The sequence below is a fragment of the Bifidobacterium sp. LH_426 genome (assembly GCF_056356875.1).
Window position 1 is genome coordinate 14,269 of sequence record NZ_JBKEVB010000007.1, and the last position, 24,839, is coordinate 39,107.

Annotated in this window: 14 protein-coding genes; 3 read left to right on the forward strand and 11 right to left on the reverse strand. The window is 61.3% G+C overall.

The features are described 5' to 3' along the window. Positions 1–389: 389 nt before the first annotated feature. From AC1AYD_RS07845 to AC1AYD_RS07855, 3 genes are all read right to left on the reverse strand, one after another. Positions 390–2,231: an ABC transporter ATP-binding protein gene (locus tag AC1AYD_RS07845; RefSeq protein WP_476503361.1), complete on the reverse strand. Its 1,842-nt coding sequence runs from the start codon at positions 2,229–2,231 to the stop codon at positions 390–392. A 387-nt stretch (positions 2,232–2,618) separates the two neighbouring features. After that, on the reverse strand, positions 2,619–4,433 hold the full coding sequence (locus tag AC1AYD_RS07850; protein WP_476503360.1) for an ABC transporter ATP-binding protein: 1,815 nt from the start codon (positions 4,431–4,433) through the stop codon (positions 2,619–2,621). Positions 4,434–5,231: 798 nt separating this feature from the next. Further along, positions 5,232–5,711: a MarR family winged helix-turn-helix transcriptional regulator gene (locus AC1AYD_RS07855; RefSeq protein WP_476503371.1), complete on the reverse strand. Its 480-nt coding sequence runs from the start codon at positions 5,709–5,711 to the stop codon at positions 5,232–5,234. Between the two features lie 407 nt (positions 5,712–6,118). On the opposite strand from AC1AYD_RS07855, the gene AC1AYD_RS07860 reads away from it, so the two are divergent. After that, entirely contained in the window at positions 6,119–6,253 is a 135-nt protein-coding gene (locus AC1AYD_RS07860; RefSeq protein WP_476503359.1) for a hypothetical protein, read from the forward strand. A 1,017-nt stretch (positions 6,254–7,270) separates the two neighbouring features. Here AC1AYD_RS07860 and AC1AYD_RS07865 read toward each other — a convergent pair. From AC1AYD_RS07865 to AC1AYD_RS07900, 8 genes are all read right to left on the reverse strand, one after another. Beyond that, the gene (locus AC1AYD_RS07865; protein ID WP_476503370.1) at positions 7,271–8,347 is read right to left on the reverse strand and encodes an aldo/keto reductase; all 1,077 of its coding nucleotides are present in this window, start codon (positions 8,345–8,347) and stop codon (positions 7,271–7,273) included. A 175-nt stretch (positions 8,348–8,522) separates the two neighbouring features. Beyond that, positions 8,523–9,320 (reverse strand): hypothetical protein, encoded by a 798-nt coding sequence (locus AC1AYD_RS07870; RefSeq protein ID WP_476503358.1) that lies wholly within the window; start codon positions 9,318–9,320, stop codon positions 8,523–8,525. Positions 9,321–9,325: 5 nt separating this feature from the next. Beyond that, positions 9,326–10,774 (reverse strand): AAA family ATPase, encoded by a 1,449-nt coding sequence (locus tag AC1AYD_RS07875; RefSeq protein WP_476503357.1) that lies wholly within the window; start codon positions 10,772–10,774, stop codon positions 9,326–9,328. An 813-nt stretch (positions 10,775–11,587) separates the two neighbouring features. Then, complete coding sequence (locus AC1AYD_RS07880; protein WP_476544931.1) at positions 11,588–12,847, reverse strand: class C sortase; 1,260 nt, start codon at positions 12,845–12,847, stop codon at positions 11,588–11,590. Between the two features lie 1,043 nt (positions 12,848–13,890). Next, positions 13,891–15,669 (reverse strand): isopeptide-forming domain-containing fimbrial protein, encoded by a 1,779-nt coding sequence (locus tag AC1AYD_RS07885; protein WP_476544933.1) that lies wholly within the window; start codon positions 15,667–15,669, stop codon positions 13,891–13,893. Positions 15,670–15,754: 85 nt separating this feature from the next. Further along, entirely contained in the window at positions 15,755–19,036 is a 3,282-nt protein-coding gene (locus tag AC1AYD_RS07890; protein WP_476544934.1) for a SpaA isopeptide-forming pilin-related protein, read from the reverse strand. Positions 19,037–19,463: 427 nt separating this feature from the next. After that, positions 19,464–21,077 carry an amino acid permease gene (locus AC1AYD_RS07895; protein ID WP_476544935.1) on the reverse strand — a complete coding sequence of 538 codons (1,614 nt, stop codon included), beginning with the start codon at positions 21,075–21,077 and terminating at the stop codon, positions 19,464–19,466. Between the two features lie 854 nt (positions 21,078–21,931). Next, positions 21,932–23,158, reverse strand: a complete 1,227-nt coding sequence (locus AC1AYD_RS07900; protein ID WP_476532983.1) for an ATP-binding protein — start codon at positions 23,156–23,158, stop codon at positions 21,932–21,934. A gap of 860 nt (positions 23,159–24,018) precedes the next feature. Between AC1AYD_RS07900 and AC1AYD_RS07905 the strand changes: the two genes are divergently transcribed. Both AC1AYD_RS07905 and AC1AYD_RS07910 read left to right on the forward strand, forming a co-directional pair. Beyond that, complete coding sequence (locus tag AC1AYD_RS07905; RefSeq protein WP_476532984.1) at positions 24,019–24,291, forward strand: type II toxin-antitoxin system TacA family antitoxin; 273 nt, start codon at positions 24,019–24,021, stop codon at positions 24,289–24,291. Beyond that, positions 24,288–24,815 carry an N-acetyltransferase gene (locus AC1AYD_RS07910; RefSeq protein WP_476532985.1) on the forward strand — a complete coding sequence of 176 codons (528 nt, stop codon included), beginning with the start codon at positions 24,288–24,290 and terminating at the stop codon, positions 24,813–24,815. The genes AC1AYD_RS07905 and AC1AYD_RS07910 overlap by 4 nt, the downstream gene beginning before the upstream one ends. Positions 24,816–24,839 lie beyond the last annotated feature (24 nt).

The following is a 24,839-nucleotide window of genomic DNA, read 5'->3' on the forward strand; positions in this document are numbered from 1 at the left end:
AGACATCGCTTCCCTCTGCCGAGGGAGGTGGCGCGCACCGCCGGAGGGAGAGACCACCACAACGAGAGACCACGAAAAGCCCCCGAAGCCCTTAACCGGGCTCCGGGGGCTTTTCTCGCTTACAAGGGGTACATCCTCCCTCGCTCCCGATGATTTCTCGCTTACAAGGGGTACCGCAACCGTCGACGACGACCAAATATCACCGTCATCGAGCCGCATACGCCCGGCGTATCCCGTCTCCGGCACCCCTCGTAACGCAGATAGGCTCCCGCGACAGCGCCAAACCACCCCTCCCAACGGAGATATCCCCAAAGAGATACCTCGTCAGGACGCCCCAACCGCCGTCGCGCCCCAGCGGACACCCCGTCAGGCGATTCGCCTCACGCCCCTCACGCCACCGGCGCGAACTGGCTGTTGTACAGGTCCGCGTAGAACCCGCCGGCCTCCAGCAGCTCCTCGTGCGTGCCGCGTTCGATCACGTCGCCGTGGTTCATCACGAGGATCATGTCGGCGTCGCGGATCGTCGAGAGCCGGTGCGCGATCACGAACGAGGTGCGCCCCACGGTGAGCGCGTCCATCGCCTTCTGGATCAGCTCCTCGGTGCGCGTGTCCACGGACGAGGTCGCCTCGTCCAGGATCAGGATCGGCGCGTCCTGCACCATCGCGCGCGCGATGGTGAGGAGCTGCTTCTGCCCGGCGGACAGCGACGTGTTCTCGTCGAGCACCGTGTCGTACCCGTCGGGCAGCGACATGATGTAGTGGTCGAGCCCCACCGCGCGGCACGCCGAACGGATCTGCTCGTCGGTCACGCCCGGCTTCGAGTATGCGATGTTCTCGCGCACGGTCCCGTGGAACACCCACGTGTCCTGCAGCACCATCGAGAACTGTTCGTGCACGTTCCAGCGCGGCACGCTCGCCGTGTCGACGCCGTCGATCGCGATCCGCCCGCCGGCGATGTCGTAGAAGCGCATGAGCAGGTTGACCATGGTGGTTTTGCCCGCGCCGGTCGGTCCGACGATCGCGACTTTCTGTCCGGCTTTCACGTCGGCGCTGAAATCGTTGATGATCGGCTTTCCGGGTTCGTATTCGAAGCGCACGTGGTCGAACGTCACGTCGCCGCGTACCGGCGCGTCGGCGCGAGCGCCGAGCAGCGCCGGTTTCGCGCTTTCGTCGGTCATCTCCGGCTCCTCGAGGAAGCCGAACACGCGCTCGGATGCGGCGGCGCAGCGTTGCAGGTTCTGGAACGCCTGCGCGAATTGCGAGAGTGGTTGTGTGAACAGTCGGATGTACATCATGAACGCGACGATGACGCCGAATTCGATGTCGCCGTTCATCGCGAGCGCGGCGCCGACGACGCACACGACGACGTAGCCGAAGTTGCCGATGAACTGCATGAGCGGCATCATCAGTCCGGAGAGGAACTGCGACTTCCAGCCGGAGTCGTAGAGGTCCGCGTTGTAGCGTTCGAAGTCGCGGATCGCGGCGGTTTCGCCGTTGTACGCCTTGACGATGAGGTGTCCGGAGTACATCTCCTCGACGTGGCCGTTGACCTGGCCGAGCGCGACCTGCTGGCGCGTGAAATAGCGTTGCGACGCCTTCATGATCGCCATCATCAGCACCAGTCCGACGAGGCTCGCGCCGATCGCGCACAAGGTCATGATGACGTTGTTGTAGAACATCATGACGAGCGCGCCGACGAACAGCGTGACGGACGTGATGAGCGAGCCGAGCGACTGGCCGAGCGTCTGTCCGATCGCGTCGACGTCGTTGGTGATACGGCTGAGCACGTCGCCGTAGCTGACTTTGTCGAAGTAGCTGAGCGGCAGCTTGTTGATCTTCTGCGAGATGGATTCGCGCAGTCGCTGGGCGGTGCGCTGGGTGACGTTCGCCATCAGCCAGCTCTGCACGTAACTCAGCACCGCGTACCCGACGTAGAGCGCGACGAGCGTGAATCCGATGCGCGAGACCGCGTCGAAGTCGACGGCTCCCATGACCGGGCGGCCGTGGACCATCGCGGGCAGGCCCTTGACGATCTCGTTGGTCATGTCCTTGAGTTTGTCCGGTCCGATGATCTGGAAGATCGTTCCGGTCGCGCCGAGCACGAGCGCGATGATGATGACGGGGATGTAGCTCCTGCAATACCGCACGAGCTTGCCCATCACCTCGCCGAAGTTCTGCGGTTTCTCGACGGCGCCGCGTCCCGGCCCGCCATGTCCCATAGGTCCTGGCATTATTCCATTCCTTTCACAAAGTCTGTCATCTTGCCTCCCTCTGACGGGCTGAGCCGTCAGGCAAACGCCGGAGGCGTTTGTAGGCGAAGGCGAGCCGATAGGCGAGCAATATGAGGTCGGCCGAAAGCCGTCCGTAATTGCGGATGAGGTGTCCGCCGCAGGCGGACGGAGGGAGAGACCCGAGCGGCTGGCAGGCCGCGGGCAAATCGAATCGACCGAAGGCCGATGCCGCCATATCAAGCGGCTGTCGCCGCACCCCCTCAGCCCGTCCTCCGGCCGGCCAGCTCCCCCTAAAGGGGGCGCAATCCCCTTCCCCGCTCCCCCTGTCAGGGGGAGCTGTCGCGCTCTGCGCGACTGAGGGGGTTGCACGCGCAGCCGCTCCTGCCATCACGCCGTCAGCTCGGTCTGGCTGAGCTGGGATTCGGCGATCTGCCTGTACACGTCGCAGCCCTGCAGCAGTTCGCGATGCGTGCCCTGCCCCACGACCTTGCCGTCGTCGAGCACGACGATCCGGTCCGCGTTCATGATCGTGCCGATGCGCTGCGCGACGATCAGCTTGGTCGCGCCCGTCGCGTGTTCCGCGAGCGCGTCGCGCACTTCGCGGTCGGTTTTGAAGTCGAGCGCGCTGAACGAGTCGTCGAAGATGAGGATCTCCGGATCGCGGTAGACGGCGCGCGCGATGGAGAGTCGCTGCTTCTGTCCGCCGGACACGTTGGAACCGCCCTGCGCGATGGCCGCGTCGAAGCCGCCGTCCATGCGCGAGACGAATTCCGTGGCCTGCGCCACGTCCGCCGCCTCCCGCACCCGCGTCATGTCGATGTCCGCGGCGTCGGCGCGCGACGCGTCGCCGCGGCCCGCCGCCGCGCGCGCGTCGTCGCCGTACGCGACGTTGCTCGCGACGGTGCCCTTGAACAGCACGGATTTCTGCGGCACGTAGCCGATGCGGTCGCGCAGGTCGGTCACGTTCCAGTCGCGCACGTCGACGCCGTCGACGAGAACCTGCCCGGCGGACACGTCGTAGAAACGCGGGACGAGGTTGATGAGCGACGACTTGCCGGAGCCGGTGGAGCCGATGAACGCGACCGTCTGGCCCTGTTTCGCCGTGAACGTGACATGTTCGAGGATCGGCTCGCGCGAATCCGGGTAGGTGAAGCTCACGTCGCGGAATTCGACGGTGCCGTGCGCGTCGTGGCCGAGGCGGGTCACGTCGGCGGCGGTGTCGGCGCCGTCCTTGACGAGCGGATCGGTGTCGAGGACTTCCATGACGCGCTGCGCGGACACGTCGGCGCGCGGCCAGAGCACGAACACCATGCTCATGAGGAGGAAGCTCATGATGACCTGCACGGAGTAGCTGGAGAAGACGACCATGTTGGAGAACACGGTGAGCTTGTCGGTGAGGGCGGCGGCGTCGATCAGGTAGGCGCCGATCCAGTAGACGGCGAGCATGAGGCCGTTCATCACGGTGTTCATCAGCGGCATCATGACGGCCATGGCGCGGTTGGTGAACAGCTGCGTGTCGGTGAGGGCCTTGTTCGCCTTGGTGAACTTGGCTTCCTGGTAGTCCTCGGCGTTGTAGGCGCGCACCACGCGCAGGCCGGTGAGGTTCTCGCGGGCGACGAGGTTGATGTCATCGGTGAGGGCCTGCATGGCCTTGAATTTCGGCATGACCATCGCCATGAGGACGACGATGGCGACGAGCAGGACGACCACGGCGATGCCGGTGGCGAGCGTCCATTCGAAGCCGTCGCCGGCGATCTTCGCGATGGCCCACACGGCCATGATCGGCGATTTGACGATGAGCTGCAGGCCCATCGTGATGAACATCTGGATCTGCGTGATGTCGTTGGTGGAGCGGGTGATGAGGCTCGCGGTCGAGAAGCGGCTCATCTCCGCCGGTCCGAACGATTCGACCTTCGCGAACTCGAGCGAGCGCAGGCGTTGGCCGAAGCTGGCGGCGACGCGCGCGGCGATGAAGCCGGTGACGACGGCGCAGGCCACGGAGCCGAGCGAGACGAGCAGCATCTTGCCGCCGGCGATCCAGATGTCCGCCATCTCGCTGCCCGGCGTCTCGACGAGCGTGGTGATGTCGGACATGTAGTCGGGCAACTTCAGGTCGAAGAAGACCTGCCCCACGATGGTCACGAGGGCGACGAGCATCTGCCCGACCTCCCCCTTGGATAGATATCTCATCACACGAAACATTGATTCCCCTTATCTGACTGACAACATGATCGGTGGCCCGGCCCGGTGCCCTCTGCCTCCCTCTGACGAGCGATACGAAAAGGCGGACCGACGATTAGGCGGGTGGCAAAGTCGGTTCACTCGCCTCCCTCTGACGGGGAGGCGCCCGGCGCACCCTGCCTCCCTCTGACGAGGGGCATGGCCGGCGCGCTCTCTTGCAGCCTCCCTCTGACGAGGGAGGTGGCGCGAAGCGCCGGAGGGAGAGACCACCCCGCCCAAAGGAGGCACATCGCTACCCCACCCCTGCTCCCCTTGAGGGGGAGCTGTCCGCGAAGCGGACTGAGGGGGTGCCACCTGCACCGCCACCAATTCATTTATCTTTGCCCCATAAATTACTTACACTATAAGATATTTCCAAACCCACCGGCGTGTTCCCCACAAAACCAGCAAATCAGCGCATTACCCGCGGGCGATGCAGTGCCCCGGCCCCCTCTGACGGCACATCGCCGTGAAGCAAACGCCGGGGGCGTTTGTAGTCGACGTGCGAGCCGACAGGCGAGCCGATGTGAGGCCAGCCGAAGGCTGTCCACAATTGTGGCCAGGCTCCCGGCAGCAGCCAAGACCAACGGCCTCGGCCCCCTCTGACGAGGGGGCTCCCGGCGAAGCCGGGTGGGGGAGAGACAGCGGCCGCAGGCCGCAGAAAACAGAATCGGCCTTCGGCCGATACGATCTCCCCGCGGCCTACCGGCCGCCCCGTCTCTCCCTCAGTCCACCTACGGCGGACAGCTCCCTCGTCAGAGGGAGCCGAACATCGCCCTCCTATTCGTTCTCTTCGAACGCCTTGCGCACCTCTTCCGCGGTGGGGCGCGGCTGACCGGGGTGGCAAATCGACATGTACGTCATGAATTCGCGCGTCAGTTCGACGAACTCGCGCGTGCGCCGCTCCCCCATCTGCGAGAAGATCCAGCGGACTGCGGAACGCATGTCCTCCAAGTCCTTTTCGATGCGCGCACGGCCGGCATCGGTAAGCGCGACGCGCACCACGCGCCGGTCGTCCGGATCGGGCTTGCGCGTGACGAACCCCTTCTTCTCCAACGACGACAGCACCGTGGACACGCGCCCGGAGCTCACGCGCAGGGATTCGGCCAATTGGGACGGCGTCATTTCGCCGTGGCAGGCGAGCTGACGGAGGGCGAAGACCTCGCCGTGGGCGCCACGATTGAGCTCGCGCTGCATTGCGGACCGATGGCTCCACACCTTGGAATACAGCTCATCCACCGCTTCTTCTTCAAAGCCCATCATCGGCCCTTTCGTCGAATTCTCCACCCAATATCCCTCAAATATACCTCACACTATAAACAATTTACCCCGTCAACAACACGCCCCGACAAGTCCCGATAGCGTCACCGCCCCGACGGCCTCCAAGTACTCCAGGCATCCAATCATCCGGCCCCGCCCGCATAATCCACCGCAATCCGTTGCGGAATCACACGACGCACACAGCGCCCCGACGCCTCATCACAAGACCAGACAGACGGCCAGCGACACGCTCAAACGCGTCATTATAATGTGATTTGGCCCACATTATCAAATTGTTATCTTGGATTTCGAGCACAATACGCGTATATTGGACAACGAAACGTTGGCACGGAAGCTAGCGGCCACCACGGCACGGAAGCTGAAGGCCCAAGGAAGGGGAAGACACCATGACTCGTCATCTATGCAGCATCGCCGGATGCACTCACGAAGCGGAAGAGGCAGGCATGTGCGGCATGCACTTTACCGCCGCGCTCGTGCACGGCGCGTTCCAGTACACCGCCACCAGCCGCGTCCACAGCTGAGTGACCCAGCCCAATCAATCGATAATTTCAGACGGCACGAATCAGTCAAGAGGTACAGCATTACGGGCCCACAACGCCACAGCAGACGTATGGGGGTACGCGCAGTGGTTGTCAGCTCGTAATCGGATTCGCGCCGTTTTTCTTGTTTTCGGGGGCAGACGCGGTTCTTTCCTCACTCCCCTCGGATAGGTGTACTCCCCTCGGGCAGACGCCCCCCTCCTTGCTCCCTCGAGTAAGTGCGGTTCCTTCCTCACTCCCCTCGGGTAGGTGCAGTTCCTTCTTGCTCCCCTCGGTCAGGCACCCCCTCCTCGCTCCCCTCGGGCAGACGCGGTTCCTTCTTTGCTCCCCCTTCAGGGGGAGCTGGACGCCGCTAGGCGGACTGAGGGGGCAATCACGCAGAGCCCCATGCGGAACCCCACGTCAGTCACAAGGCGAAACCTGCACGGTTCTCCCCGAACCTGCACGGTCTGGAGTGGAACCTGTATAGATCAGGGCGCAACCTGCAGGATTTCGCACCTAACCTGTAGGTCTATTCCGCGAACCTGCGCACACCCCTTCTGAAGACAGGCCGATCGCCCTCAACTACGCAACGCATAATCCGCGGAATTCCGCCGTTCTTGAATCGGCACAGCATCCCAGAAAGGCCCGTCTACCAAGCCCCACCCCGCAGGTTCAGCTCAAATTCCTACAGGTTCGGGTCCGAACCATGCAGGTTCGCCGTCAAACCATGCAGGCTCGCGCAGAAAACGGTCATGCGCCTAGGGCAGCGGGCCAGTTCCCCCTCAGTCCGGCCGAAGGCCGGACAGCTCCCCCACATCCGTGGGGGAGCAAGGCGACCCGGATGCCGGACCCCTTGATCGCCATGGAGCCCCACATCCGTGAGGAGCAAGGCGATTCCGCTGCGTGCGGGTCATGCCCGACGATGGCTCCTCACGATGTAGGGAAGCAAGGAGCATGCCACGCCCATTCAGCTGCGCCCATTCAGCCCGGCCGTCATCAAGCCGTCGTCACCAAGTCTCAGCCTAGTGTTGCGAGGGTCGCCAGTTCCTCGTCGGTCAGGTGCAGGTCGATCGCGGCGAAGGAGTCGCGGATCTCGTGCGGGTTGCGGGCGCTGGGGATGGTGAACAGCCGTCCGTAGCGTGTGAGCTCCCACGCGAGCACGACCCGCTGGTAGGAGACGCCGCGCGCCGCGGCGACCGCGCGGAACGGGTCGTAGGCGTGACTGTCGAACGGGTCGAGGAACCCGCCGAGCGGCGACCAGCAGACGAAGTCGAGCCCAAGCGAAGCACAGTGCTCCATCGTGTGTTCCGGGTCGGGGTGTGACGGCGAGAACTGGTTCTGCACGGCAATCAGATGGTCGCCGAGGATTCGCCGTGCCACGTCGATCTGCTCGTTGTTCACGCGCGAGATGCCCGCGTAGCGGATCACGCCCTCGTCAAGCAGCGTCTTCAGCGCGCCGACCTGGTCCTCGTAGGGCACGGCCGGGTCCGGCCCATGCGAATACAACAAGTCAAGCGCCTCCACGCCGAGATGCCGTGCGGATTCCTTCGCGTCGCGGATCATCGTCTCCGGCCGTGAATCCGCCATCCACCCATACCGACTCCCCGCCGCCTGCAAATGCTGACGGGGTACGGCCGCGCCGGATTCCGCCGAGGTCACCCCCTCAGCCGGTGAAGCCGGCAGCTCTCCCTCACAGGGGGCGCAAAGGCTACCCGTCTCGGTCTCGGCGTCACTCCTCCCTGCAGAAGCTTGGCCTTCTTCTTTGCTCCCCCTATCCGGGGGAGCTGTCGGCGAAGCCGACTGAGGGGGTACCGCAGGCCCATCCACCTCGATCGTCCGCCGGTACCCGGTCTTCGTGGCGACGAGCACTTCGTCGCGCGGGCCGTCCCATGTGGCGAGCGCGTCGCGCACGAGCTTCTCACCATACCCGAAGTCGCCCGGCGCCCCCGTGCCGTCCACTCCCGGCGCCGACGGCAGATAGTACGACCATGCGGTGTCGAGGTACCGCACGCCCGCGTCGAGCCCGGCGTGAATCGTCTCAATCGCGGTCGCGCGGTCCGGTCGCCCTTCGATGGCGAGCGCCATCGTCCCCATGCCGAGCCGCGGCACGCGCGCCTTCCCCGCAAACCGAACAACATTCGGCGACTCCGCGCCCCGACTCTGCCGGTCCTGCGATCCCTGCGGTTCCAACTGTCCCTGCTTCACTGCAATTGCACTCATACTCCCATCATCGCACAGCCCGGTCCTATTCCCCCCCGCTTAGCTCCACTCACGGGTGCACGTTGCGAATCGTGGACATGAGGGTTGACACCTGCTCTTCGGTGACGAAGCATACCGTCGAGTAGAGGTAGCTTTCGAAATGCTTCGCCCATTTGGGCTTGAACGAGAACACCGTGGCGTCGAACAGTCCTCCGGCCACCGCATCGTCCGCCATGATCGAGGAATACGCGGCAAAGCCAGAGCCGCCAGCCGCGGCGACCGTCTCGGCTTCTGCTTCCACTTGACCTGCGAACTCCTCGTTTTTCGCTGACGCGCACACGATGTACGCGGTCAGCATCCGGCGTGCGGTCAGTACGGTGACGCGGTTCAGCATCAGCAGCATGATCGCCGAATCGTAGAGCTTGCTAATCAGATCGATTGTTATGTCGGGTTTGATCTCCAGTGGATTGGCGATTCCCTGACCGCCACGACCGCGCTTGAACAGATTTCGGTTCTTGAATTCGATAAGTGTGATTCCAGCAACGTCATCACCGCCGTCATCACCGTCATCGCCGCCGCACAGGATGAGCGCGTCTGCTGTAGAGGGCTTGTCCTGTATCGGCATGTGTGGCTGCTGTGTTATCCCCTGTTTTTTGCATTGCTTGCGCAGTTGATCGCAAACCACGCCGATGTAGGCGTCGAAATCAACCGCTAGGTGCTCATCGTCAGCAAAACCTAGATCATCTTTGTCATCTGTTTTGGAGCATTCCCGCAACGTTTTCTGCGGATACTTCTCCAAGGTCATGACCTTACCGATATCCGGCACCCACAGTCCCCGACTCGACGCGGGCGAATCCGACATGCTCATGCCCTTCACCGCCCCTGCATCTTCCGGAATACGTCCTCGTCGATGGTCTGCAGCGGGTGTGCCATGACGGAGTAGAGCGTGCCGACATCTTCCGGCTGCACTTCATGGAAACTGTTGGAGCCGTCATCGTTGTCGTCGGCCGTGTAGTAGTGCACGTGCTCCCCATAGTCTTCGATTCCGGAGTAGCCGGCGAGGGCTTTCAGGAAGTACGGGCTGTGCGTGGTGACGATCATGTTGATGCCGAGTTGTTTGGCGATGAGCACGAGTGCGTGCGCGTACGTAATCTGCCATTCCGGATGCAGGTGGATTTCCGGTTCGTCGAGCACGAGGATATCGCCTTTGCGCACGATGATGTTTTCGACGAGGAACCGCAGCAGCAGCATGGCCTTCGAGCCCATGGACGCGTTGCCGATGGGCACGGGCTCGCGCAGGCCTTCCTTCACGAGCACGCCGTTGCCGTTTTGGTTGCGGTCGTAACGTCCGGCGAAGGAGCGTTTCAGCAGGTCGATGACGTTGCGCATATCCGCTTTGGCGAGGATTGATTCGCTCAATCCGGCATCGGTGTTGTTCTTCCGCGCGCGCAGCGCTGTCTGGCATGCCTCGATCAGATCCCACCGATACCCGACAAACCCCAAAGCCGGATAATGACTGTTATCGAATTGCTCAATGACATTGGGGTCATCGATGATATAGACGTGCCTGTGCTCGTCGCTTACCGGTTCAGCCGTGGTGCATTCGCCTTCGGAGGAGAACGTCACGGTCCGCTGCGGTTCCCAGTCGCCCTCCTGCTCTTCATGCAAGGCTATGGCCGCGGAATCTGGCTCACCGCAGAGATTGCGGATTTGCCCGTTGAACACGCTTGAAAAAGTGCGATTAGCCAATTCCTTGGCCTTTTCCCGCATGTCGATTGCCAACAGTGCCAACAGATCTTTACGTGTTTCACGGGCAGCAGGCGCATCGGAGACAAGCCAATCCGCCACCGCACGCATGTTATCCGCGTCTAGACCGTTTTCCGGCACTCTTACTTTTTCGACATCATCGCGATTACGGGATACCGCATGTGCACTGATAGTCTGAATCAATGAACATAATTGTCCATCATCGGGAATCCGATTCGCCGATGATGACAAGGCAGTGGCAAGTATATTTGCTGGTCTTTCGTTGACGTGCCAATTCTTCGTATCCGGATCAAAATATGCGGCGCGAATACCAAACGGCCCGAGCCCCGAGCCGGCAATTCCCTCGGGCAAATCACGTTCAATCCTCTCCCTCACCGCGTCGGCGAGCTCATCATGCACGCGTCCATCGAAATCCTCGAACGTCTTCGTCAGCGCGTATGCGGCCTTGCCGATCGTGCTCTTGCCGGTATCGTTGGGCGCGGCGATGACGGTAATGCCATCAATCGTGACATCGGCTTCCTTGATTTTGCCCAGATTCCTGATTGATAGACGCATGCGCCCAGTCTAACAGTCGCACAGCCTCGTCCCCAACGCACTCCCCACCCGTGAACGACGGTGCACAACCCGGTGCACAACCCGGTGCACAACCCGATACACGTACCTGTACCTGCGATTCGTCGCGCCCCAGAACCTGCCGCCCCAACACCCCCAGTCGTAGCGCACCTCTGCGCCCCTCAGAGGAGCAGGAAAACGGAATGCGCCCACGGCACATGCAATCCCTTTGCGCCCCTCAGGGGGAGCGGTCCCACTGCCCCCGAACGTCACCTCCCGATGTGAACTGCGCCCCCTTCAGGGGGAGCTGTCCCGCGAAGCGAGACTGAGGGAGTAAAGGCGAGAAGAGAGAACCCGGAGAGGGGGAGAGGGGGAAGAGAGAGAACCGAGAAAAGAGAGACCCGGCCCCCTCCGACGAGGGGGCTGTCAGCCGGAGGCTGACTGGGGGAGAGATACCGGGAACGTGACGTTCCGCTGTGACGTCACCTCCAGCTATCTCTCCCCCAGTCCGCTTCGCGGACAGCCCCCTCGTCAGAGGGGGCCAAGAATTGGGCCCCTTGACACGGGCAGTCTGCAACTTGACCTCATACCGGCTCGTCTGTAGGCGATGTTCGTCAGAGGGGGCCAATGCATCGCAGCCGCATTGAGAACGCCCCGGCGAACCCCCTCAGTCGGCCTCCGGCCACCAGCTCCTTCGCAATTATTGACGGCCTTCGGCCGACATTATGTCTGCTCGCTGTCGCTCGCCTTCGCCTACGAACGCCGCCGGCGTTCACTTCACGGCTCAGCCTAAGGGGGCGCAAATCGGCACCGCCCCTAGTCGCTGACGCCGCGGAGTTGGTCGCTGATGTCGGGGTCGGGGTGGGTGTCGTGCGCGACTCCCGTGCTCCGCACCGTCCGCACGCCACCACCCGTTTCTCCGCCCCCGCTGGCGGGGGCTGTTGGCGTAGCCGACTGGGGGTGGTCGGCACCAGCCCTTCCGACACCAGCATGCTTCCCGCGACCGCGACCACCATCACCACGGCCACGACCGCGACCGCGACCGCGACCACCATCACCGGAACCACCAGCACCACCGTCACGACGCCCAGCCGCACCAGTCCCAGCCGACCCGGCCCCACGACCGCGACCAGCCGTCCCACCAGCACCGCGCCTCCGCGCCGCACCGGCCGCAACCAGCGGCCCAATCCACCACTTCCACGCCGCAACCCCGACCAGCGCCGCGACCAGCGCCAGCCCGCCGAACCTGAACCAGCTGTCCGGCGAGGTCGGCGAGAACGACACGACCGGCGTTTTTACGTCCTCGGGATGGTACGCCGTCCGCTCTCCGGTGACGAGCAGGCGGTGCGTGTTGATGCCGTATGGCGTGCAGGTGACGAGCGTGACGAGGTCCCGCCCGGGGATGGCGCGCACCTTGTCGAGCTCGTCCGGTTTCACGACCTGAATCGACACGACCTTGTACGCGTGGATCTCGTCGAGCACGTTGATGGTGAACAGGTCGCCTTTCTTGAGCTCGTCGAGTCGTGTGAACAGTTCCGCGGATGGCAGTCCGCGATGCCCGGTGAGGACGCTGCGGTTGCCTTTCCCGCCGATGGGCAGCGCGGTCTGCCGCATGTGTCCGACGCCTTTGGCGAGGGTGTCGTCGTCGGTGCCGTGGTAGATGGGCAGGTTGAGTTTGATTTTGGGGATGCTCAGGTATCCCATGACGCCGTCGCCGTTGACGTTGAGCACGTCCGTGTAGTTTTGCGGCAGGGCGTATCCGCTGCCTTCGACGAACGGGTCGTGGAGCGGATCGCCGGCAAGGTTGTCGTTGTATTCGCGCGCGAGTTTGAGCTGTTTGGCTTTTTCGGCCGGCGAAAGCGTGTGGACGGTGTTGCTGTAGTTGGTGATGACCTGGTCGTGTTGCCGTGTGGAGAGCAGGTCGGCGACGATCGGGTAGGAGAACACGCATACGCCGGCGAGGATGAGCAGGATCGCGAGAATGCTGGTGAATCCGCCTCCTCGCGCGCGTCGCGTCGTCGCCTGCGGCGCCTCGCCGCGCGCATCGTGGTTTCGCCGGTCGCGTCGTCCTGCCATAGTCCCGTCCGTCCCCCACCAAAGAGTTCCGTACCTCCCGCCGGTAAGCGGGTGGTCACCAAGCATTATAAGAAATGATTTCGCCCCATGTCAGCGCACCCTCTGACCCGAGTGCCCCGACAGCGAGGGGCGAGGGCTTGGGTTTGAGCGTCAAACCCCCTCAGTCGGCCTACGGCCGCCAGCTCCCCCTAAAGAGGGCGCAGAAAACAGAATGCGCCACAGCGCATACCAATTCCCTTCGCTCCCCCACGCACGTGGGGGAGCTGTCCGGCAAAGCCGGACTGAGGGGGCCTACTCGCACTCGCCTTAGCCGCAACGAAAAAGGCCTCTCCCCCTCGGCCCCCGCTGACGGGACATCGCCGTGAAACAAACGCCGGAGGCGTTTGTAGGCGATGTGCTCGCCGACAGGCGAGCCAATGTGAGGTCAGCCGAAGGCTGTCCATAATTGCGGTCGGGCTCCCGGCGGAGCCGGGTGGGGGAGAGACCGCGGCCGTAGGCCGCCAGGAAACAGAATCGGCCTTCGGCCGATGCAATCTCCCCGCGGCCTGTCGGCTGCTCCGCTGCTCTCCCCCAGTCCGCTTCGCGGACAGCCCCCTCGACAGAGGGGGCCAACCCACCCCCTCAGTCGGCCTGCGGCCGACAGCTCCCCCTCAAGGGGGAGCAAACACAACGGACATGCGCCACGCGCATGCCAATTTCTTCGCTCCCCCACGCACGTGGGGGAGCTGTCCGGCGAAGCCGGACTGAGGGGGCAAGGCCTCAGCCGAAGAAGCCGTCGCCATAGCCGAACATGACAATCTCGGCCCCCTCTGACGAGGGGGCTGTCGCCGTAGGCGACTGGGGGAGAGATAGCTGGAAGGCGACGCCACAGCGAAACGTAACGTCCCAGCTATCTCTCCCCCACCCGGCTCCGCCGGGAGCCCCCTCGTCAGAGGGGGCCAACTCGTGCCCCCCTAACGAAAAAGGCCTCTCCCCTGGGCCCCCTCTGACGAAGGGGCTGTCAGCCGAAGGCTGACTGGGGGAGAGACCTAATCAGTGGTCACTCAGGCGCGACGCTTGCGGGCGAGCACGGTGACGCCGGCCGCGACGAGCAGCACACCGGCCACGGTCATCACGACCATGCCAGCGCTACCGGTCTTCGGCAGCCAGCCCTTGGTGTTGTTGATGGTCGTAGAGACGAAGCCGAGCTCACCCATCTTGCCCTCGACGGCACCGGTGTAATCCTTGTTGCCGTCCGTCACCGGGATGATCTCGACATCGACCTTGCCGGAGAGCTTGATGTAGCCGACCGGGGCCTGGGTCTCTTCGAGCTGGTACTTGCCCTTGTTGATGCCGGAAACCTTGAGGTGGCCCTCGGCGTCGACCGGCAGGGAAGTCACACCGGCTTCACCGGCCTTGGCGGCGCGGTACTCACCATTGGCGACCTTGACGAAGGACAGGGCCTTGTCTGCACCGTTCTTGTAGACGGCGAACTCGGCACCCTGCGGCAGCTTATCGGTGAGGAGCACACCCTTGTCGTCGTAGAACTGCTTGAGCACCTTGATACCGAAGGTGTACAGCTTGACCTCATCCGGGACGGTGCGGTGCGAATTGTGCTCGTACGGGTTGTTCGAGTACTGGAGCTTCGCGTTGTTGTAGATCGGCTCGCCGACGACGGCGTTCTCGTTCACCGTGGCGGTGTACACGACGTGGATGTAGTCGTACTGGCGGATGGTCTCGTAGTTGAAGTCAAGACGCCAAGTGGCCTCGTTGTCCGTACCGTCGAGATCGGTGGTGTTCTTGGTCAGCGTGTAGTTGACGCCTTCCTTGAGCAGGTTATCCGCGTTCTCGTCGGAACCGTCGGTCGGGAACTTCTCGGTGCCCTTGTAGCCGTAGACCTTGAAGATATGGTCGCCGTTGTTGTCGTAGTTCGGAGTCAGAGCGTCGTCCATCTTATCGGCCAGCACGTAGGTCTTGTCGATGGCGTCGGTCGGGAAGACCGGCACATCGGAGCGCAGGTCGAAGCGGACGGTGTCGCCGACGGCGACGGTGTCGGAGCCCTGGTTGGACTCGTTCTTGCCGTTGTTGTGGCCGTCATTGGTCTTCTCGTTGACGGACTTGTCAAGGCCGGCGCGGCTGCGTTTGGCGACGACGGTCGCGGAATTGATCTCCCACTTCGTGGAATCAGTGTTCGCCTTGAAGTTCACATCCACAGCAACCGGACGGTAGGACCAGTCACCGACGGTGCCGTTGGCGTTGCCGTTGTTCTCGATGCGCACGAGGTAGCCACCGACCGGCACGTCCAGCGTCACGGTCGTGTCAGTGCCAGCAGTACCCTCAGCATTAGCGGTAGCGGCAACCGGCAGATTCTCAGCGGCGGCACCCTCGGTGAAGGCGGCGGAGAACTCATCGTAGAACTTCGCGATCTCGGAAGTCTTGCCGGTCTCCTTATCCGGAGCGCCGCTGTTCTCGTCGTTGGTCGGATCCGAGGTGAGGCTGGTGTATGCCTTGGTCACTTCGTGGTTGTCACCGATGTACTGCCTGTACTGGCCCTTGACCCAGCCGGCGACTGCATCGGTCCACGTGTACTGCGGGGTGGTCGGCACGTAGGACGGCGCATCCTTGGTGCCCGCGTTCGTGTAGTTGACGTTAATCATCTTGTACGCGGTGACGGTCGCGCCGACCTCCACGTTGCTGACGGTGATGGTGCCATTGACCTTGTCGGTGCCGATGGTCGGCGTGTCCGCGGCCAGGGCCGGGGCGGCGAGGCCGAAGGAGCCGAGCATGGCGGCGACCGCGGTGACGGCCACGGCTGCGATGCCGCTCTTCTTCAGGTTGAACATGATTCTTTCCTTCTTCTATTGAATGTGATTACGGATTATAGGAGACCGCGCCGCGCTTGGGGCGCGGCCTCCCGAAAACTACTGCTTACTGAAGTTGTGCCCTCCTCCTCGAATCAATGGTCACAACCGTTACGCCAGCGAGCAGCAGCGCGCCGCCCAACGTGGCGAACACAATCAATCCACGGCCACCGGTCGAAGGAACCGTCATGTGCGGGTAGTTGTACAGCTCAATGCCGCTACCATCCGTGGGGGTACCGAAGCCGGCAGGCTCGTTACCGTTCTTGTCGGCGATGGCCTCCGGACTGGAGACCGTGCCGTCCTTGACGGTGATCTTCCACTGGCCGGTCGGAAGGGTGAAGGCGGCTGGGGCCTTGGTCTCGACAAGGCGGTATTCGCCGTCGGAGAGGCCGGAGAACTTCACCTTGCCGTCCTGACCACTGGTCTGCGTATCGAACACCGACCACGCCTTATCGGCACCGACGTTCGAACCGTTCTGCCAATCAACCAGCTCAGTCGAAGAGCACTTGCCCGCACCGGCGTTGCAACGGTACAGCTGAAACTCCGCACCCTGAAGGTGCTGCGAGTGGTTGTCGCCGTTGGTCTTCGTGAACTCGAACGCAGGCTTGAGGATGTTCTCGAACTTGAAGTCCACACCATCAACCTGGCCCGGACGCGGCGTGTACGTGATGTTGCCGTCCATATCCGTGCTGGTCTTGTTGGTCTGGATGCTGGTGTACTGGGCAGCGGCCACACTCTTACCCGACGCATCGGTGATGTTCACCTTGGCGAGGTAGCCGGAGCCAGCCAACGTGGACACGTCGACCGTCATCGTGTACGACTGGCCGTCATACGTGATGTCCTTATCGTCACCGGGCACCTCGCTGATGGTGTACGTGAAGGTCTTCTGGTCAACAAGGTTGCCCGAAGCATCCTTCATGTTATCTTCACCGAACTTCAGCGCATCGAAGACAGACTCAGCCGTGGCATCCGCCACGCTGTTCTTCTCCAGGTTGACGGAGACCGTCTGGTCGACGCCTTCACCGGAGAGGTTGAACTTGAACTCCTTGGCCTTATTAGTGGTGGCAGTGCCAGTAAGCACCTTCTTCACCTTCGGCTGGATGTACACCGGCAGCTTCTTGTTGACAATGGTGTGATCTTGATCAGGATCAGCGTTCGGATCAACAGCCTTGTAATAGACCTGTTTCCCAGTATCCACGGTAATCACAGCATTATCTGCAGTAAGTTCTTTGTTTTCAATCAGCGAATTGATTGCCCCCTGTGCTTCAGCAAGAGTTTTATAGCTATGAACAGTGCCATCACTATACTTCACAGTATAAGTGTTGTCACTAATCCGCTCGGCGCCCGTTGCAGAACCATCGGTAAGCGCGACATAATCACCATCATTCTTGACAAAAACTCCGTTATTGACGGTAGCAGTTGTCTTGCCTGAAGTGAACGTGACATTACCGTTGCCACCATTCCAAGCCATGTCCCAATTACGAGCATCCTTGAAATTATTTGCAATTGCGGTGTTCTTTTCGCCAACAACTTCAGCGGAATCGCCTTCGCCCTTAGTCGCAGTTGCCTTGGAAACCGTGACTCCATCAGCAGAAACAGGAATTTCCTTCAACGTATTATCGATTTCATATTCTGCCGGTCCAGAAATTTCTTTCAGATAATACGAACGACCCGCAGCCAAATACGGGACACTAATTTTCCCTTGGTCATTCGTTGTGTAGGTTCCAGTATTTCGCCATACAATAGAACCCTTATTATCCAATTTCACCTTGCCGTTTTCAACTACGGCCTCTTGCGCAGGCTTTGTTCCAGCAGAATCGGAATAAATTTTGAACTTTACTCCAGAAATAGGCGCACCAGCCTTATTGGTCTTCTTGAATACAAGATCAGACAAAACCTGCGAATCGCCAGAAATCTCAACTTTATTCAAGTAAGTTACATCTGCACGATAGTAGTAGTTGACCGAATTGCGCTGAGGCGAAGCATCGGCATAATAATTGTACAAATTACCAAAAACGACAAGTTCTTGATATTTACCATCTTCTCCATTTGCAGGAATAGAGAAAATCACGTGATTACTATTGACAGAAATAGTATCGGTCGTGGTTTCATCCTCCGAAGAAGAAATAAACCTCGGCGTCACGGCCGTAGGGTTAATCACTGCTCCTGTTGCTCGCTGCGCAGACGGACGTAGCTTCCCAAAATCAACCGACGCCGCACGACCCTTCAAAGTAGTGTCAATGTCAATATGAGTATCATTCCCGTCATACTGACGCAAAATGTTAATAGGCAGCCTGTTATACGCCGTTGTCTGGAAATTATGAAGATTATTACCAATCGTACGCGTCAAATTGAGCTGATATGGGTTCTTAGGAAGCACAGAAATACCAATTGATTTCACCTCAACCGCCGGTCCCATATCCTTGCCGGTAGGCAGAGACTCCGACTCCTTACTATATGCATCTTCAATGAAATCAAGACTATCGTGAGAACCAGAATCTTCAATAACCAAAGTTGCCGTTCTCGTCAAAAGGAGAATACCGGTTAGGACAGCATTATCTTCCAGACGATCCGTAACGACAATTCTGCCACTAGCATTCGGCGCACCGAAATACTTCACCACATCCGCAGCAGTGCGTAACGTAGCACCACCATAATTATCTTTATTGGTATAATCCTGCCCCGATGCGTAAATCGTGTCGTACACAGCATTGGCGAATACTGTTGAACCAGTGAAGTTCTTGTCAATGTAGTCGCGAACTTCACCCCACGTAACCGAAGTACCGTCACGCTTTACCGGCAGCTTGGTCGGGGACGGATCGTTCTCGGCGACCATCTTGGCCGCATACACAGCCCAATCGTGGCTGTACTTGTCGACCTTTTGAATCAGGACGTCGGCGCGGGTGGTGTCGAGCTGCTGGGCCTGGGCGGTCGGGACGGCGTTGACCTTGGTGGTCACGTCGTCGAGCTGCTGGTTCAGGGTGCCCACGTTGTCACTGGTGACCGCGAAATCCTGCGCGGAGGCATCCGGGAGCGCGTTGATCGCGTCCTGAGCGGCCTGGGCCTTCTTGCCCAGCTTCACCTGCGCGTTCGAAGTATCAGTCGCCTGAGCGCCGTTCTGCGCGGCGGAGGCGTCATTCGTCGTCGCGCTCGCATCCCCTGCGACGACGGTGGTGTTGTTCTGAGTGGTGGTCTGCGCCGAATCGGCGAGCGCGAGGCCCGGCGCGAAGCTCATCGAGCCCAGCATCACGACGGAGACCGCTGCAGCTACGACACGACCCACCAGGCCGCGCCCCTTCTTCGCAGCGGAACCCTCACCGGGCCCCGGGGTCTGTTGTATGTGCAACATGTCGTGCACCTTCCTTGTTCCTCTTCTACACAACAAGCCGGAATGGCGACCACACGAACTACCTCGGTCGTCTCCCGGCCTCTAACTAGCCGTTTTAGTACAACTTTATGACACGAGCCTGTGAAACCCGATGATTATAGACATCATGTCGAATAATGGACAATCCGCCGCAATCCCCATCATTCCAACGATTTCCGCCGAAATCGGACACCCCCCCCCCCGCATCATACGGGAATGGACGGCGTGTCATAGTGCGGAATCCCACACAGAATCAACCGCTTTCCCGGGCGCGTCACCGCTTACACGTGACACACGCGACATGCGCACCCACGCCGGAAAACACGAGAAGCCCGCCACGGTGGGAACCACCGGGCGGGCTTCTCCTCCCCCACTCACGCACACCGCGCGAACGGCGGCGTGACGGGCGTCAACGCTTCAACGCGGCCTTCAGATCGCGATTCTGGAAGCGGTCATGCAGCAGGCAGTACCCGCCGAACACGACCAACCACACGACGCCCGCGACCGCCGAACCGATCGTGTCCGCGGCGAGGAACAACGTCACGTAAATGAACACGAAGAATACAATCGCGAACGTATTCGTGAACTTGTACGCGGGCATCACGAAACCATCCGCGATGAAGTCCGCGGAACGGCGATACCGCTGATGCGCGACCATCGTCAGAATGTAGATGAAGATGATCACCGCACTCGAGGCGGACGAGAACAGGACGAACGCGCTATGCACCTGCGGGAACGCATTGATGACCGGAGACATCAGCACGCAGCCCGCCGAAATCAGGATCGCACGCGCCGGCACATGACGCTTCGACACCCTGCCGATCTTCGAAAACACCGGAGAATCCGACTCGCTCGCCAACTGGTACAGGTGCCTGCCGGCCGAATACAGCAGCGAATTCAACGACGACGAAGCGGCCGTGATCACCACGAAGAACACCAACGCGGACGCCCAATTCAGACCCGCATACTGGAACACCATGATGAACGGGGACGCGAACGAGCCGTCCTTGTTCGGCGTGAACGACGTCCACGGGACGATGCACATGATCGCCACCAGCGCGCCCACATAGAAAATCAGAATACGCATGATGATCTCGTTGATCGCCTTCGGGAGCACCTTGCGCGGATTCTGCGTCTCCGACACGGTGACGCCCACGAACTCGATCGCCTCATACGCGAAGAACACCATCTGGAAGCTCATCAGGAACGCGAGCCAGCCGTTCGGGGCGATCTGGAAGTTGGCGATGAGGTTGGTGAGGCTCGCGCTGCCCGCGGGCGAGACGCCGTCATGGCCCGGAACGCGGACCGCGTCATAATGATAGCCGATGACCACCATGACCACGGCGGTGGCGATCATCGCGCAGATCAGCGTGATCTTGATCATCGAGAACCAGAACTCCGCCTCGCCGAACGCCTTCACGGCGATCAGGTTGATGGTGGACAGGATGACGAGGAAGACGAGCTCGATCAGCCATTTCCATGGCGTCAGATCGATGTCGAACGTGTTGAAGAACGTGATGAAATACGTGGAGACCGCCGTGATCTCCGTCATACCGATCAACACCAGCACGATCCAATACGACCACCCGGCGAACTTGCCCCAGCCATTGCCCAGATAGCGGGTGATGAAATTGATGAACGTATGCTGGCTCGGATCGCGGTACATCATCTCGCCGATCGCACGCATCAGCATGAACATGACCAGGCCGACGCCGATGTACACGAAGACGATGGAGGGGCCGGTCAGGGCGATGGACTTACCGGAGCCGAGGAACAGACCCGTGCCGATCGTGCCGCCGATCGCAATGAACTGGACGTGCCGGTTGTTCAGGCCACGGTCCATCTCGTTGCCCGCGTCGAGGGATTCGACGGACTCGAGGGTGGAGGGGGTTGTGCCGGTGGGGGTGGCCGCGGGGGTGGCCGTTGCTGTGGTGCCGGCCGCTGAGGCGGTGTTACTGCTACCCGGCGCGCCGGCCGTGCCGGCCGCGCCCATACTGCTGCTTGCGCTCTTCTCGTCAGACATAGCCCGCGAGTTTACCGCCAGTTTGTTTCAAAGAAAAGGGTCAACCTCGCGCCGATTATTACCGTGCGGTTTCGGGGGCGGGAGTGGAGGCAGGTGAACCCCCTCAGTCGGCCTACGGCCGCCAGCTCCCCCTAAAGGGGGCGCAGAAACAACGGAATGCGCCCACGGCGCATACAGTCTCATTTGCCCCCCTGGATCTTTGCGCCCCCTGAAGGCTGAGCCGTAAAGCGAACGCCGGCGGCGTTCGTAGGCGAAGGCGAGCGACAGCGAGCAGACATAATGTCGGCCGAAGGCCGTCAATAATTGCGAAGGAGCTGTCCGGCAAAGCCGGACTGAGGGGGTAGGCCCCCTCAGTCGAGGGGGCTGTCCGCGAAGCGGACTGGGGGAGAGTAGAAGAGCGGCCTTTGGCCGCGGGAAAATCGCATCGGCCGAAGGCCGATTCCGTGTTTATGCGGCCTACGGCCGCGGTCTCTCCCCCACCCGGCTTCGCCGGGAGCCCCCTCGTCAGAGGGGGCCAAATACAACCCTTCCTCGCCCCTCGACGGAACAACAGCCCCTGCTCACATCGAGGGGCAAGAAAACTCGCCCCTCGACGCGAAATCAGCCCGTATCCTCACCGAGGGGCAGCAATCCCCCACCACCCCAATCATCACAAATCATCAAAACCCTTATTTTCCAACGATTCCGGAAACAACCACCACACTCCCCGACCGCGAAACTCGCCCCTCGACGCACTCCACACCCACAATCCCGTCGAGGGACAACAAAACTCGTCCCTCGACGCGAAATCACGTCACATCTTCATCGAGGGCCAACACGCAACCAGCAACCAGCCCACGCAACCAGCAACCAACTCACCCGCGCAACCAGTCCATCGCATTGAGAATGCGGATTCCCTTTTCGGTGACGCCTTCGCTGAACCGGTCGAGGGTAAGCACGATCCGCGGAAATGCGTCGTCGAGCTTGCGCAACGGTGCCAGCTCGCGTTCACGCGTCTGCTCCTCCGTCATGTTCAACGTGACCTGGATGTACTGCCGATCCGCGCCATGCCGCGCCACGAAGTCGATCTCGCCGCCCGGCAGCACCCCGACGGACACGTTCCAGCCACGTCTGCGCAACTCCATGTAGACGATGCCTTCGAGCTGCGCGCCGCGATCCGCCCCATTGAAACCGTTGGCGAGGTTGCGGAACCCGTTGTCGACGGGATAGTACTTGCGTTGTGGTCGCAGCAGCTGCCGTCCACGGATGCGCGACTGCTCGCACCCGTACACGATGAACGCCTTCTCCAACGCGTCGATCTGGTTGTCGATGGTGGCATATGTCACCTTGAGTCCGGCGCTGTTGAGCGTGTTCACCACATTGTTGGTGGAGAACAGGTTGCCGGATGTCGCGAACAGGTACCGGCTCAGCTTCTCCAACGTCGCGAGATCACGGATGCCGTAACGTCGTGCCACGTCCTTGACCACCACGGACTCGTAGACGGCGTCGAGCACCTCGCCCGCCCGTGCCCGGTCCGGTTCGACGGCGCCGGTCGCGTAGAGGCCCGGCATGCCGCCGAACATCATGTAGTCGGCGAACAGCCGGTCCTCGCTCGCGCCGGGCCGCCGTTTCGCCATATGCGTCGCGTATTCGTCGTAGGACAGCGGATACACGGGGATTTCGACGTATCGTCCGGTCAGGTATGTGGCAAGTTCGCCAGACAGCAGTCTCGCGTTCGATCCCGTGATATAGACGTCCGTGTCGGCGCGCGTGTGCAGCCGCCGCACAACCTGCTCCCAACCAGGCACGTCCTGGATCTCGTCAAGCAGCACGACGAACGGGCCTGGCCCGGCGGCATCGAACGCACGGCGGAGATCGTCGTACAGGTCCGTGGCGGAGTACCCGATGGGCGTATCGAAGGAGTCGAAGCGACGATGGTAGATGTTGCGCTCCCGCAGCCCCTGATCCAGCAATGATTGCGCATACCGATTCAGCAGCGTGCTCTTGCCACAGCGACGAACCCCGGTGAGCACCTTGACTTCAGGCGTATTCCGGTGACTCTCCAGCGCAGACATCAGCTTCTCACGTATAATATAATCCACGACCGCACCACCTCCTTATTTTTAGTATACTAAAAATAGCGAAGCAAGGAAAAGCAAAGTTCACTCACGATGCATGCCGTTGCAGTTGCTTCCCCTTCTGCACACACGAATGTCAAGTTAGGGCCCATTATGCAAAAAATATGCAGAATTACGCCTTACTGAGATAATCCAGTGCGAGAAAGATTTGAGAGACTCACCTTTGGCAACTTTGCCAGCCGGTCTCGATGGCGATCTTATCTTATCGAATCGTATCTTATCGAGCACAGATAAGATAAGATTCGAGCCCGCATACAACACGGAATCGGCCTTCGGCCGATGCGATACCTCCGCGGCCTGCGGCCACTCCCCCACTCTCCCCCAGTCCGCTTCGCGGCCAGCCCGATCGCAATCACGGACAGCCTTCGGCTGACCTCATCTCAGCTCGCCTGTCGGCGAGCACATCGCCTACAAACGCCTCCGGCGTTTGCTTCACGGCGATGTCCCAACAGAGGGGGGCCAAATACAACCCTTCCTTGTCCCCCAACGCAACACAAGCCCGAAATCCCGCCGAGGGACGAGAAAACTTGCCCCTCGATGCGGAATCAGTCCGTATCCTCACCGAGGGGCAGCAATCCCCCATCACCCCAATCATCACAAATCATCAAAACCCTTATTTTCCAACGCTTCCCAAAACAACCACCACACTCCCCGACCGCGAATCCTGCCCCTCGACGCAAAACCACCCAGTTCCCCTATCGAGGGACAAACAATCTCGCCCCTCGACGCGATGGAGGCGCCAAACTGCACCAGGGGGCAACAAGGGAGACAAGAAACCTCCATCCGTAATGCGCGTGTCCGTACATGCGCCGTACACTGGTGGTATGACTACAACAACGCAAGGCAAGGACAGCCGCTTCGAGATGCGACTGAGTCAGGAGCAGCGCGCCCGGTTGGACGAGGCCGCCGCATCCAAGGGATTGAGCACATCGCAATGGGCGTTGTCCAATCTTCTATTCGCCGCGGACCGGGATATCCGCGAGGCACACGTCATGCGCCTGAATCACGAATCATGGGAGGAATTCGCGTCCGCGCTCGACGCACCCATGTCGCCCGCACTCGTCAGCCTGCTGGAAAGCGAGCCGATCTGGAAGTGACCACGTTCAGCGCACCCCGCAAACTCACCCCGGACGACGCAATCGACGATTTCCATTGCGGACTACCCGTGGTCGACGACTGGCTGGAACGACACCTCGGCACCGCCCGCAAGCAGGGAACGGCCGTCGCCTACGGAACGTTCGCAACCGACGCACCCGCAACCGGCACCTTGGCCGGCTTCTACACGCTGAGCGCGTTCAGCATGGAACATGCGGACGCGCCGGGATGGCTGCGACGCAACACGCCCGACCCGATTCCCGTCATCCTGCTGGGCATGCTCGGCGTGGACATACGCTTCCAGACCATGCACGTCGGCAGCCAACTGCTCAGGGACGCCGTACTCCGCGCGCTGGGCGCCGCGGACATCATCGGCGCACGGGCGCTCGTGGTGGAACCGGCCACCGACCACGCCGCCGCATTCTACAAACGCTACGGATTCCGCCACATCACGGACTCCGCTTTGATGTTCACCCCACTCATCATCCCCCACGCGACCAGTCCACGCAACCAACCCACGCGCTGAAAACAATGGCCCCCTCTGATGGCA